The organism is Paraglaciecola arctica BSs20135, assembly GCF_000314995.1.
Taxonomy (GTDB): Bacteria; Pseudomonadota; Gammaproteobacteria; order Enterobacterales; family Alteromonadaceae; genus Paraglaciecola; species Paraglaciecola arctica.
In genome coordinates this window covers 64279-77028 of the sequence record NZ_BAEO01000031.1, presented here as the reverse complement: position 1 = coordinate 77028, position 12750 = coordinate 64279, and the positions used below count along the sequence as shown (strand labels likewise).

Here is a 12750-nt window from a genome sequence, read left to right as displayed (position 1 = left end):
GCTAAGTTACTCATTTGCCTAAATGGTGCAGGGGGAAATCGCCAGAGTTACAATTTAAGGTGAAAACATAAAACTATGTTTTACCAACCTTGATTAAAAAGCTGAAGTTTAGAGGTAAATACATATTTATCCCCACGATAAACACTTCGAGTATATTCAAGAGGGGTATTGTCTTCTAAAAAAGTATACCTCTCGATACGAAGCACAGGACCCCCTTCCTTGATTGACAGTAAACCCGCTTCAGTTGGCGAGGCTATCGATGCTGTTACTTTTTGTTCACCATGACAAGGAGCACGATTATTGGCTTGTAGAGCATGATAGAGTGAATCGGTTAAGCTGTCTAAATCGGGTAAGAATTGTGCAGGAATAATAGTATTTTCAATCCCCATGGGCATCTCGTTTGAGAGACGCACTCGAGATAAGCGACATACTTGAGCGCTTGTTGATAACTTAAGTGTGTCGGCTTCTTCCGTGGTTGCTTCTGCATGCATTTTAATTAGCCAAATAGAGCTAGGATCCACACCCAAGTTACGCATTTCAGCAGTAAAGCCAGATAGATCTTCACCCTTATGCTCGATTCGTTCACTGATAAAGGTTCCCGAACCTTGTCGGCGAAACAATAATCCTTCCATTATGAGTTGATCTATAGCTTTGCGAACAGTTACCCGTGATGCGTCGGTTTTTTCGCATAAGATACGTTCTGATGGTATGGATTCTCCACTGCTTATTTTGCCATCTAAAATTAACTTACGTAAGTCATTGGCAAGTTGTTGGTAAAGCGGCGAAGAGCTGTTCCAATCAGAGCCAATTTGGTTTAACAATACATCTTTGATAGCCATTTCCTTAATCTTAAAATAGGGTTTGCTAATGTGTATTAGCAAACCCTAACCTTATTTATGGTCTAAAACGGAAAGTAACACCAACAGTACGACCAATGACGTCATAGTCACTTACTGTACTGAAAAAGTTACCACCTGATTCAGGAATCGGAGGTTGTTTATCGAGTAAGTTATCGATACCAAATGTTACTTCATATTTTTCAGCAAATTTGTACGTAGCAGCTAGATCAATATAATGTTGCGAACCTATACTGACACTGTCACCAATTGCCGCATCTACACTGCCAATCATGCGCCAACCAAGTTGTACATCTACTGCGTCTAACGAAAAGTCAATCCAAGCCCTGTGTTGATAATCAGCTTGTACAATACTCGCAAAGTCACCCGTACAAGATGTACCAAAGGTACCTTTGCAGTCTAGAGACTCCACAGTGGCATTATTTTGTCTTTCTTGTGAATCTACGATATTACCTTGATAACTGATTTGGAAGTCTTGGATATTATCGCTTAAATCACCTAGTGCATAACGTACACCTACATCAAAACCTGATTGTGACAATACGGCTAAGTTAAAATCGTTAACTAGAGTCTGACTGATTAACCCAGTTGTTGGGTCACGTAGCACAGCTCCACATAATGGATTACCTGCTACTGGATTATCGATATAGCAACTTGTCAACGCAGCAATGGGCTGAATTTGACTAATAGCATCGGTTATTTCTATATCGTAATAATCGACAGTAATGTCTAAACCAGCTATTACATTAGGGGTGTAAATCAGCCCGAAACTGGTTGTTGTTGATTCTTCCGGCTGGATCATATCGTTGCCGCCAAATGTGTATATGGCCTGTGATGTATCAAAAGGTGTTCCTGCTGTGGGCGCTCCTAAACGCTCACATTGTGCTGCATCACCTCTGCCGTCTAAACAAGGATCGCCGTCAAAACGTCCTCCTAAACGGGAAATGAAGGAGGCGCTATTTGGGTCAAATAAAGCAAGTGATAAGGCTACTTCAGGCCCTGCAAACTCACCTAAGTTAGGCGATCTGATAGCCGTTTGGCGAGTCGCTCTTAGTCTGAAATCTTCGGTCAACGCCCAGCTTAAACCAAGTTTATGTGTATTTGCTGAGTCAACATTTGAATATTTAGAATGACGGTATGCCCCTTCAACAGACAGCTCCTTTATAAAAGGTAGATCTCGTACAACTGGTACTAATACTTCACCGTACAATTCTTTGGTATCGAAGCTTGCGTCAATTGCCGATATGCCTCCTAGTCCATAGGCTGAGCCTGTAATGAGTGCTGTGCCTGGTGTTTGTACACCTTTTTCATCTCTGTATTCATAACCTACAGAGAAACCTACTGGGCCTGCTGGTAATTCAAATAAATCGCCGGAATCACCAGAAATGTTGAGGTTGATAACAGACTGTACACGCTCACGGTTAGAGTGAATAAGTGGTGTGCTTAAATCGTTCAAATCCGTTGGCCCAAAAATATTACGAGTATTGGCTATATTTTGGAAGTTACTGACAATGCCATTGTTATACACTTTTGCAGTACCGTCGGTACGACCATATTGTGCATAAACATCCCAACCGATAAAGTCAGTTAGATCGCCTTTAAGACCAAGTTGAAATTGTAGGGTGTCCCTTACTGTGCGAGTTTCTTGTATGCCAAAACCAAGGTTTTTTTCAACGCCAACCAAAGCCTCACCATTGTCGTTAAATGTGAGTAAGTCGCGAATAGAATTACTTAAGTAGGGGTTGTCTGATGTTATTGTTATTTGCTCATTAACCACTACAGGTGATTGTCCAGTAGAGCCAGCGCCATTGACTCGTACTTGAGTAAACATAGCGCGACCATAAACTTCAACGCTGTTATCAAAGGGGGCGTAGTTAAAAAATACGTTTGCGGTTAAACGTTCTAATGGTTGCATCAGGTAAAGGTCTGGAGTGATGTTGGTCGTCTGAGGAGTATCAGTTAATGCGCCAGAGTCATTAAACGCAAAAGTGTTGCCGCTAGAGATATCAGTGAAGTTACCGCCTGTACCGGCAACAGTACTAGAAAAGTTGGCTGCAAAATCACGCTCATTGGCCAATAATGCTTCTCGTTTTGAGTATCCGACGTAGGCTGTTATATTTCCTTTTCCGTCGTCAATGTTTGCACCCATAGTGGCATCAAAATTGAAAGTTTCTCCACCGCCTTGTGGCGCGTCATATCCTGCGGAGGCCTCGAAACCTTCATATTTATCATCCAAAATAAAGTTCACCACACCGGCCACAGCATCAGCACCATAAACCGCAGCAGCGCCACCAGTCAAAACTTCAACTCTTTTAATAAGGCCGGCAGGAATAGAGTTTACATCTACCGCATTTCTAAAACTAAAAGGTACCACTCTAGATCCATTCACCAACACTAAGGTTCTGTTTTGGCCTAAGCCTCTTAAGTCAATGGTTGAAGATCCTAAAGAGTCACCAACAGTTGCCCCTGTGCTGTTCGCTCCTGTTGCCGCTTGAGGAAGTTTTTTTACTATGTCTTCAACCGTAATGGCTTGATCTGTCTCTAACTGCACTTCACTGATTGTAAATACGGGGCTAGTCGCAGTCAGTTCAGAACGTGGTATACGAGATCCGGTAATTTCAATCACTTCAGCTTGTTGTGCTATGGCTTGTGTACTTAAAAATGCAGAAGTCGATAGGGCAATTAAAATACTATTTGCGACGGGTTTTAATCGGTAGGCTTTCATTTCACGCTCTCTTCTTATTTATTGTGCAGTTAGTTATGCAGTTGTAATTAGGTATTGAATTGGTATTAATCTAAAGGTATTTAAGTACAGTTGTCAATACCTTTGTAGATTGAATTGGTTAATAAATGATTGATTTTGGTGGGTTATATCTATTTAAAGTAACATAATCGAAATATTGACAATACCAATTTTTGAGTGGTATTGTTAACTGGTATCTATAGTTGTCTAAGACTTTTAACTAAACTACCTTGTTTTTAGGTGAGACCATGCATTCACATATTGAAAAACTACATTATATTTCTAACAAAAATTCGAGATTAGTCATTGGACTCATGAGTGGCACTTCATTAGATGGATTGGATATTGCTTTGTGTAAAATTAGCGGTTCTGGTGTTAACACTCAATGTGCCTTACTGGATTTTATAACCATAGATTATTGCGAAGAATATCGACAACAAGTAAAGGCCATTTTTGCTAAACCAGTAGGCAGTATAGAGCAGGTGTGCTTGTTAAATGCGTGGATTGGACGATATCACGCTAAATTGGTTAATGAAGCAATCTTAGGATTTGGTTATCAAAATGGTGATATCGATGTTATTGCCAGTCATGGTCAGACTATTTATCACTGTCCATTCGAACAACACCAGTATGATGATTTTCCTAATGCAACCTTGCAAATAGGCGATGGCGACCATATAGCGGTGCTAACTAATATCATCACCTTAAGTGATTTTAGACAAAAACATATTGCAGCGGGAGGGCAAGGTGCGCCATTGGTGATGTATGGTGACTATCTGTTATTTCATTGCGCTGATGAAAATCGCATTATGCTTAACATTGGGGGTATAGCAAATTTAACTTATTTACCCAGCAAGGGAGGTGTTTCAAAGATTTTTAGTTCTGACATAGGTCCTGGAAACACTATGATGGATGCCTATGTTCAGAGTCATTATTCAGATTTGCACTACGACAATGACGCGCAAATCGCCCGTGCTGGAAACGTACATCTAGGTTTACTTAAACAACTAGATTGCTCTTCATTTTTTGAACAATCTTTGCCAAAAACTACTGGTCCTGAAGTTTTTAATCTAGCTTATTTATATACAGCACAAAAAAAGGCAGAAGCTACAAATTTGTCGAATGAAGACATAATGGCAACGCTTTGTGAATTTAGTGCGCAATGTATAAGTGATAGCATCATCACCCTAGGAAAAGCACACCCAGATTTAATGATATATGTTAGTGGTGGAGGTATTCACAATCCGCTTTTAATGGAACGAATTCAAATCAAGCTAAATAAACAATTACCCCAGGCGAAACTTGGTAGCACCGAACTACTATCGTTAAATCCCGATGCCAAAGAAGCCGTTTTGTTTGCACTTTTAGCCAATGAAACCTTAGCTGCAAATACTGAAACATTTCCCTCTAATGAGACAAACATGCCAAATGTAAGTATGGGAAAACTCAGTTTTCCCAGTTAATTTTCTTACTTGATTTTGCGACGAAAATGTCATTAAAAAAATATGGAGTGATATGAACAAACTCATCACATTTAGTCGCCCACCCTCTAATGTTATAGTCGGAAGTGCTGCAACTAAATTAAGCGTTTCAGAAAAAGCATTGTTTAAACAAATGCGCCCCCTAGGGTTGATTTTGTTTGCACGTAATATCGAAAGTCCTGAACAAGTATCAGCGTTGGTTGATGAATTTAAAATAGTTACAGATAATGAACATGCATTGATCTTGATTGACCAAGAAGGTGGCAGAGTATCGCGCTTGCCAGCTAGGCATTGGCGCATTCCACCTAGCCCTACTGAATTTGCCAAGCTTTATCATTCTTCGCCTCAAAACGCGATTCGCGCTTGCGAATTAAATTACCAATTAATCGCTGCGGATCTAAAGGCTATTGGTATTAATGTTAACTGCGCTCCTATGCTGGATATTCCACAACCCGATGCTTCTACTGTAGTGACAGATCGCGCATTAGGGGATACACCTAAAAGTGTTATAGCACTCGGACAGGCAACCATTAATGGTCTGAAAAGTGGTGGCGTTGAGCCTGTAATTAAACATGGGCCAGGTCACGGCAGAGGAACCAAGGACAGCCATAAGGCTTTACCTATAGTTGATGCTGACTTGAAGGTTTTAGAACAGTCAGACTTTTTACCTTTTGAACACTTCAAACATGAATCAATGTTAATGACTGCGCATATTCTTTATACCGCTATTGATCCTGAGTTTCCAGCAACCCTAAGTCCTATAGTGATAAACGAAGTACTAAGAAAACACATTGGCTTTAACGGACTTATCATGACTGATGATATTGATATGCATGCCCTTAGTGGTACAACCGCACAAAAAGCGAAGCAAGCTATAAATGCAGGTTGTGATCTAGTGTTGCAGTGTAGTGGCAAAATTGATGATTTACTTGCTCTAGAAGCCACGGTGCAGCCATTAGCCAATATGGCGCTCGAACGGACTCAAATTGCGGTGTCAAAAGCAGCCTTGGGTCAAACTAATATTGATGAATCGGCATTGCTTGATGAGTTATCACTGCTTTTATCCAGCAGGAGTACACCTTTATGATTGATCAATACTCAGCCATAGATGTGTTAGTTTTTGCGCTGTACTTTTTGGTACTTCTGATCACTGGTTATTTCTTTAATAGACGGGCTAAAAATACCAATGACTATTTTCTAGGTGGCAATAGCATGCCTATTTGGACAGTGAGTATTTCAGTGTTGGCGACATCTCAGTCGGCAGCGACCTTTCTTGGAGGGCCTGATCAAGGTTATCGTGGTGATTTAACATATATTACAACTAATATTGCAGGGCTGATCGCGGCAGTATTTGTGGCTAAATTTCTGTTGCCTAGATTCTATGCACTAAAAGCTTTCACTGTATACGAATTGCTTGGTAGCCGTTTTGGCGAAAATGCAAAATACCAAGCCGGTATGGTGTATCTATTTGGACGTTTATTTGCGAGCGGTGCACGATTATTCATGGCGGCTATTGCTGTGGCGATGATTTTATTCGGCGATGTGACGCCTAGCTCAGTCACTATTGCTATTTCTATAATTGCGGTTGTAGGTTTTACTTACACTGTATATGGGGGGATCCGTACTGTTATATATTCGGATGTGGTGCAATGTTTAGTCTATGTTGGAGCCGCAATACTTGTACTATGGTATCTATTGCAATCCATTCCTCTAAGTACCAGTGAAATAATAGATGTACTGCAAGCGCCAGGAGGCGGTCAAGCGTCTAAACTGACCTTTGTTGACTTCTCTTTGGATTTTAGTAGTGCGGGTGTATTCAATATTTGGTCAATATTAACCGGTTTTGTATTGTTAAATATCGCGGCTTTTGGCCTAGATCAAGATGTCACGCAGCGCATGTTAACCTGCAAAGATGCCAAAAGTGCCACTAAAGCACTAGTTACATCAATTATGATGGGTATTCCCGTTGTTTTAGTGTTTATTTGTATTGGCTTGCTACTTTTCATTTTTTATCAAAGACCTGACATTATGGCGCAAGCCACTAACGGTGCCCCCGTGCCTGAGTTTGAAGGGCAAACAGTGACTATCTTTATGTATTACGTATTAACCAGCTTGCCTAATGGAATCAAAGCGGTGGTGACTATTGGCATTGTAGCTGCGGCTCTGTCGACCCTTAATTCTGGACTAAATTCTATGTCGTCGGTAGCAGTACAAGATATCTATCGTGGCTGGTTTAAAAAAGGTGTGGCTGTCAGCGAAGAGAAACTTGTTCGTGTGGGTCGTTGGTGTATGGGAATTGTGGCTATAGCGCTGGGTAGTGTTGCCTTGCTTTGTTATTACTGGCAACAATATACGGACACACCTCTTTTAGCGTTTGCATTGAGTGTAATGGCCTTTTCATATAGTGGTCTTTTAGGTATTTATTTCACCGCGTTATTTTCAAAACGAGGGAGTCCAGGCTCAATTATTGCCGCGTTACTGGTTGGTTTTGCAATTCCAACGTTAATGCAACCTTATATACAGTCTTTATATTTACCCGTTTCTTGGCAGTTTGATTTGGCCTTTACTTGGCAGTTGGTGCTAGGTACCGCAGCATCAACCCTAATTTGTCTTTCTGGAAAGAATAATAATGCTCACGTGGACACTATATAAAAGGAGAATGCCATGAATACATCGGCAACAGATTTAATACAGCAGCTTGAAGGGTTAATGTCTGAGGGACGTAATCCAGCTACTATTAGCCTTGACCAAATGACAACAGCTGAATTAGTCAGCGTTATTAACAAGGAAGATCGAAAGGTTGCGGCAGCTGTAGACCTAGCTTCGGAAGAAATATCCGCAGCGGTGGATTTGATTGTTGCAGCATTCCAAAAAGGTGGCAGACTGATTTATATCGGGGCTGGGACCAGCGGGCGTTTGGGGGTATTAGATGCGGTTGAATGTCCTCCCACTTTTAGTGTCGACAAAACCCATGTTATAGGGTTGATAGCAGGCGGCGAACATGCTGTTTTAAATGCTGTTGAGGGAGCTGAAGATAATCAAGAATTAGGTAAGCAAGACTTGATTAATGCCTCATTATCTTCGAATGACATAGTCGTTGGGATTGCTGCAAGTGGTCGCACTCCTTATGTAATTGGTGGCCTTAACTATGCTAACGAACTTGGTTGCAATACTGTCTCTGTAGTATGTAATAGAAATAGCCCTTTAACAAAAATAGCTAAAATAGGGATTTGTGTTGAGGTTGGCCCTGAATGTTTAACCGGCTCTACAAGGATGAAAGCCGGAACCGCCCAAAAATTGGTTCTAAACACACTTAGTACTGCTGCTTTCGTGAAAATGGGTAAGGTGTATGAAAACCTGATGGTCGATGTGAGCACCAGTAATGCTAAGCTCCGGGCTCGTGCTCAGCGCATTGTCATGCAGGCAACGGCTTGTACTCAACAACAGGCAGAATCTACTCTTAAGCTGGCTAACAATAGTGTTAAAGAAGCGATTCTTATGTTGTTATTGGATATAGACGCAGCAAAAGCTAATTCAAAACTTAAACTTTCCTCAGGTTATTTAAGGCAAGCCTTAGATCAATCTGCATAAAACAATCAGTACTGAATACCCTCATGCCTAACTGTACCAACTGGCAAGACTTGGTGGTACTTTGAAAGGTTTTTGTTTTGATATGACAAGTGGAGGTAACAAAGCAGATAAAATTGTTAGTATTAAATGATACGCAACACTTACACCTAGTAAGTGTTGGGGGGGTGAATAAGATTGGCCATCTGCAAATAGGAACAAAAGCGGACCTTTTAGTTATTGATGAAAAGTGCATGCTCAATGTATCAATATTTTGAGCTGAAGGTCAGGGCCATAATCGTCACCTTGCCTCATTTTATAGCGTTAACTATTCCACATTTTATTCGACTCACAATGTTCACTTAAGCATATTAATTCCCTCAAATAGGATATACAAAAGTGAACTGCTATGATTTTAAAATTATTTAAATATTGATTATTTTATCAAGAGTTAGAGTGCAGCTTTCTACAAATATTTCTAAAAAACACTTAACTTCAGGCATTGAATGTTTTAATTCTTGAAGTTTTGCACTAAGATTTTTTTCTACATGTTGAAATTCGTCATTATTAAAGCGCAGTTCATTAAGTGTTTTTATATAGGCTTGTAAAATGTCTGCTGCTTTTACAATTTCTTTATATTCGGGAGGCACTTCAGACTGCACAATAAGAGGGCGTAGCTCATCTCGCAAATCTTCAGGCAATGAAGCCAAACATTCTTTTTCAGCCAAATCTTCAAGCTTCTTAAAGGCCTTAGTAAATTCAGGACTATGGTATTTAGTATTAGTGTTCATGTCCTGTAATTTTGTTTCTGATACTTCATGGTACAGGGCTAGCGTGGCCGCTCTTTCTGGGTTCAGTGATCCACCAAAACGTTTGTTTTTAATGACCACCAACATGTGAGCTATTACCGCTACTTGATGACAATGTTCTGACACATTTTCTGATTGAAAGCAGTGCATTAAAGCCCAACGTTCAAGTAATGGCATTCTGGTTATCCAGGCCATAAAGGTACTTTGCTTTTCCATTAAATCCTCAGTGTATTGATTACGTAATTATTTGTTTATTTTGTAAACCCAAAAAAATCACTCGTTATAATGTCCAATAAGTCATGCTAGTTAACAATAATGACGAGTTGATAGGGGACATGCTACTAATCTTGCTGTCTATAATTTTTGAAGAAGTTTGCAATACTTTCAAGTGCTGGCTTGAGTACGTCAACATGAGGTAGAAATACTAATCTAAAGTAACATCCCTCTTTAATATTGAACGCTGAACCGTGCACTAGTAGTATTTTTTCGGTTCGTAATATATCAAAGATCATTTGTTCGTCGTTGCTAATATTAAATTTTTCAGCATCTACTTTCACAAAACAATACATGGCGCCTTTGGGCATAACACATTCAAGTCCGTCTACTGCATTTAACATTTCAAAGGCCATATCTCTTTGCAGTTTTAGGCGCCCGTCGTCAGCAATTAGTTCGTTTATACTTTGATAACCACCTAAGGCGGTTTGTATGGCGTGTTGGCTAGGCACATTTGCGCACATACGCATGGATGACAGTATGTTTAACCCTTCGATGTAGCTCTGGGCTATTAGTTTGTTGCCACTGACCACTAGCCATCCAGCTCGAAATCCGGCTATACGATAGTTTTTTGATAAGCCGCCCATAGTGATACAAAAAATATCTGTGGCCATTGATGCAATACAGTGATGCTTTGCATCGTCATATAAAATTTTGTCGTAGATTTCATCGCTGATTACAACTAATGAAAATTCACGGGCTAATTCAATAATTTGTTGTAACAGTTCAGGGCTATATACTGCGCCTGTGGGGTTATTAGGATTAATTAATACTATGGCTTTAGTTTTATCGGTGATTTTACTACGGATATCTTGAATATCAGGTTGCCAACCATTGGTTTCATCACAGCGATAATGTACTGGAGCACCAGATGCGAGACTCACTGCTGCTGTCCATAGTGGATAATCTGGTGCGGGGATCAATACTTCGTCATCGTTATTTAGCAGTCCTTGCATGGCCATAACAATGAGTTCACTCACCCCATTACCAATAAACACATCTTCTACTTTGACGTTTTTAACATTTTTCTGTTGGTAATATTGCATCACAGCCACACGGGCTGAATAAATACCATTTGAGTCTGAATAACCTTGAGATTTTGGCAGGTTATGGATCACGTCTTTTAATATGTCGTCGGGTGCCTCAAAACCAAATGGGGCAGGGTTACCAATATTAAGTTTTAATATTCGGTGGCCTTCGTCCTCCATTTTTTTTGCTTCGGTAAGAATGGGCCCTCGTATCTCATAACAGACGTTTTCCAATTTATTTGATTTACTAATTTTCTTCATTGATTTTGAACCATCTCCTACACAGGGCGACAGGTTAAACCAACAGGGGGCAGGCTGTTAAGTGTTTAATTCGCTATGCTATATAAAAATTCAAAATTATTGTGTTGTTAATGCATGTTGTTACATCCCATTACATTGCTAATTTGATTTTGTGTCATTTTTCATTTTAGCTAGAGCCAAATGTATTACTGAGGAAAAGTATATGCCAGCTCCTTTATTGTGGCTTGGTGCCAGTGCCATAGCGATCTTGGCTGGGGCTAAATATTCGAATGATAAACAGCTAAAAGAGTCAGTTAGTAGTTTACCTGGAAGTTTAGATACCAAAATATTGCCAGTTAATGGTGCCATTGTTACATGTGGCGTTTATGGTCTGTTTGAGCACACCGGTATATGGGTAGATGGCAATATTTTGGAATTAAAAGGCAACGGTTTAATTCGAGGGATCTCCCCAAACAGATTTTTGAAAGAACGTAGCGGTGACTATATTTATATCGCATGTGACAGTAATAATGTGCCGCTAATTCAAAGCGATGCCGCTGAAAGAGCCATCTCTCGACTTTTTAGTTACTCAGAATATGACCTTATCAAAAACAATTGTCACAAATTTGTGTGGCATTGTATCTCTGGAGAAGATATCCCACTTACCCGATTTTCTGCATTAAACCAAAAAATAGCTGAACGATTCGCCACTACTATCCATTGGCACCCCGCTCATTATTGATTGAACCTACACTTACCTATGAAGCAAGAAAGATGACTATTTGCCGAAAAATTCGGGGCAGTATTTTAGTCACTATAGGTCTATGTACTTTTTTAAATGTTTTAGTAAACTGGAACCACCGTTTAATTATCAAACAATCATTCGTTTAGATGTTTTCTGGAGCAAAATTATGTCACAACATTTTAAAGAAACACCCCACAATGGAATTGTCGATAGTGGTATAGCTCGTGTGATACCTTGTAAACAATTGTCGATGAGCGATCCTTTCAAATGGTTAATACTTGGACTCAAAGATGCGAGTAAGGCACCTGTCTTAACATTATGTTTTGGTTTGATATTTACTGCTATTCCTTGGTTTATTACCTACTTGGTGCAATTAACAGGCTGGCACTTGGTGATCATGCCGGCAATAGTGTGTTTTATGTTGATTGGTCCTTTTTTAGCCGCGGGCATGTACGACGTCAGTTGGGAACTAGAAAAGAATCATGTACCTTCTTTATGGCACAGTATTAAAGCAATTAAACGTAATGCAGTTAATGAATGGGGCTTAGGTATCTTGCTTATGGTCTTGATGATTTTTTGGTTGCGCGTTGCTTCGATGGTCCATGCTTTATATCCCCCATATCTAGATGAAAACTTTGAGAATCTGTTTCCTTTTTTAGCGGTGGGAACGGTAGTAGGTGCTGGTTTTACGATGTTGGTATTTTTCCTCAGTGCGTTTACCCAGCCAATATTGATGGAGCGTAAGGTTGATCTCGCCACCGCTTTGTTAACCAACATGAACGCGGTATGGACCAACAAAGCGCCTATGATGTTATGGGCATTTATCATACTGATAGCAGTACTGATAGGTTTTGCTACTTGGTTTGTGGGTTTTGTGTTTTTAATGCCATTGATAGGCTATGCGACTTGGCATGGTTATATAGATACAATAGAAACCAAAAGAGAGCGGCAATTCGAATAATCAGTCGGCGTAGATTTAGCGCAATAAAAAAGCCTCATGATTAGAA

At 40.0% G+C, this 12750-nt stretch carries 10 protein-coding genes; 6 read left to right on the top strand and 4 right to left on the bottom strand.

From position 1 onward, the window contains the following. Positions 1 to 80: 80 nt before the first annotated feature. Together GARC_RS12045 and GARC_RS12040 are read right to left on the bottom strand one after the other, a co-directional pair. A complete protein-coding gene (locus tag GARC_RS12045; RefSeq protein WP_039989482.1) occupies positions 81 to 839 on the bottom strand; it encodes a GntR family transcriptional regulator in 759 nt (252 codons plus the stop codon). A gap of 55 nt (positions 840 to 894) precedes the next feature. Then, positions 895 to 3582, bottom strand: coding sequence for a TonB-dependent receptor plug domain-containing protein (locus GARC_RS12040; RefSeq protein ID WP_007620337.1), 2688 nt, complete (start codon positions 3580 to 3582; stop codon positions 895 to 897). A gap of 266 nt (positions 3583 to 3848) precedes the next feature. Here GARC_RS12040 and GARC_RS12035 point away from each other — a divergent pair, with 266 nt between their 5' ends. Genes GARC_RS12035 through murQ form a run of 4 tightly spaced genes read left to right on the top strand, consistent with a single transcriptional unit; the run spans position 3849 to position 8672 of the window. After that, positions 3849 to 5063 (top strand): anhydro-N-acetylmuramic acid kinase, encoded by a 1215-nt coding sequence (locus GARC_RS12035; RefSeq protein ID WP_039989480.1) that lies wholly within the window; start codon positions 3849 to 3851, stop codon positions 5061 to 5063. 52 nt (positions 5064 to 5115) lie between these two features. After that, the gene (nagZ, locus tag GARC_RS12030; RefSeq protein ID WP_007620332.1) at positions 5116 to 6168 is read left to right on the top strand and encodes a beta-N-acetylhexosaminidase; all 1053 of its coding nucleotides are present in this window, start codon (positions 5116 to 5118) and stop codon (positions 6166 to 6168) included. Further along, on the top strand, positions 6165 to 7733 hold the full coding sequence (locus tag GARC_RS12025; protein WP_007620331.1) for a sodium:solute symporter: 1569 nt from the start codon (positions 6165 to 6167) through the stop codon (positions 7731 to 7733). The genes nagZ and GARC_RS12025 overlap by 4 nt, the downstream gene beginning before the upstream one ends. A 12-nt stretch (positions 7734 to 7745) precedes the next feature. Further along, positions 7746 to 8672: an N-acetylmuramic acid 6-phosphate etherase gene (gene murQ, locus GARC_RS12020; RefSeq protein WP_007620328.1), complete on the top strand. Its 927-nt coding sequence runs from the start codon at positions 7746 to 7748 to the stop codon at positions 8670 to 8672. 401 nt (positions 8673 to 9073) lie between these two features. Here the strand turns inward: murQ and yfbR are convergent, their stop codons facing one another. Beyond that, the gene (gene yfbR, locus GARC_RS12015) at positions 9074 to 9673 is read right to left on the bottom strand and encodes a 5'-deoxynucleotidase (RefSeq protein ID WP_007620327.1); all 600 of its coding nucleotides are present in this window, start codon (positions 9671 to 9673) and stop codon (positions 9074 to 9076) included. A gap of 125 nt (positions 9674 to 9798) precedes the next feature. Next, positions 9799 to 11019 carry a pyridoxal phosphate-dependent aminotransferase gene (locus tag GARC_RS12010; RefSeq protein WP_039989478.1) on the bottom strand — a complete coding sequence of 407 codons (1221 nt, stop codon included), beginning with the start codon at positions 11017 to 11019 and terminating at the stop codon, positions 9799 to 9801. A 202-nt stretch (positions 11020 to 11221) separates the two neighbouring features. On the opposite strand from GARC_RS12010, the gene GARC_RS12005 reads away from it, so the two are divergent. Both GARC_RS12005 and GARC_RS12000 read left to right on the top strand, forming a co-directional pair. Next, entirely contained in the window at positions 11222 to 11740 is a 519-nt protein-coding gene (locus tag GARC_RS12005) for a C40 family peptidase (protein ID WP_007620322.1), read from the top strand. Positions 11741 to 11909: 169 nt separating this feature from the next. Continuing rightward, positions 11910 to 12704, top strand: coding sequence for a DUF2189 domain-containing protein (locus GARC_RS12000; protein WP_007620320.1), 795 nt, complete (start codon positions 11910 to 11912; stop codon positions 12702 to 12704). Positions 12705 to 12750: the final 46 nt, after the last annotated feature.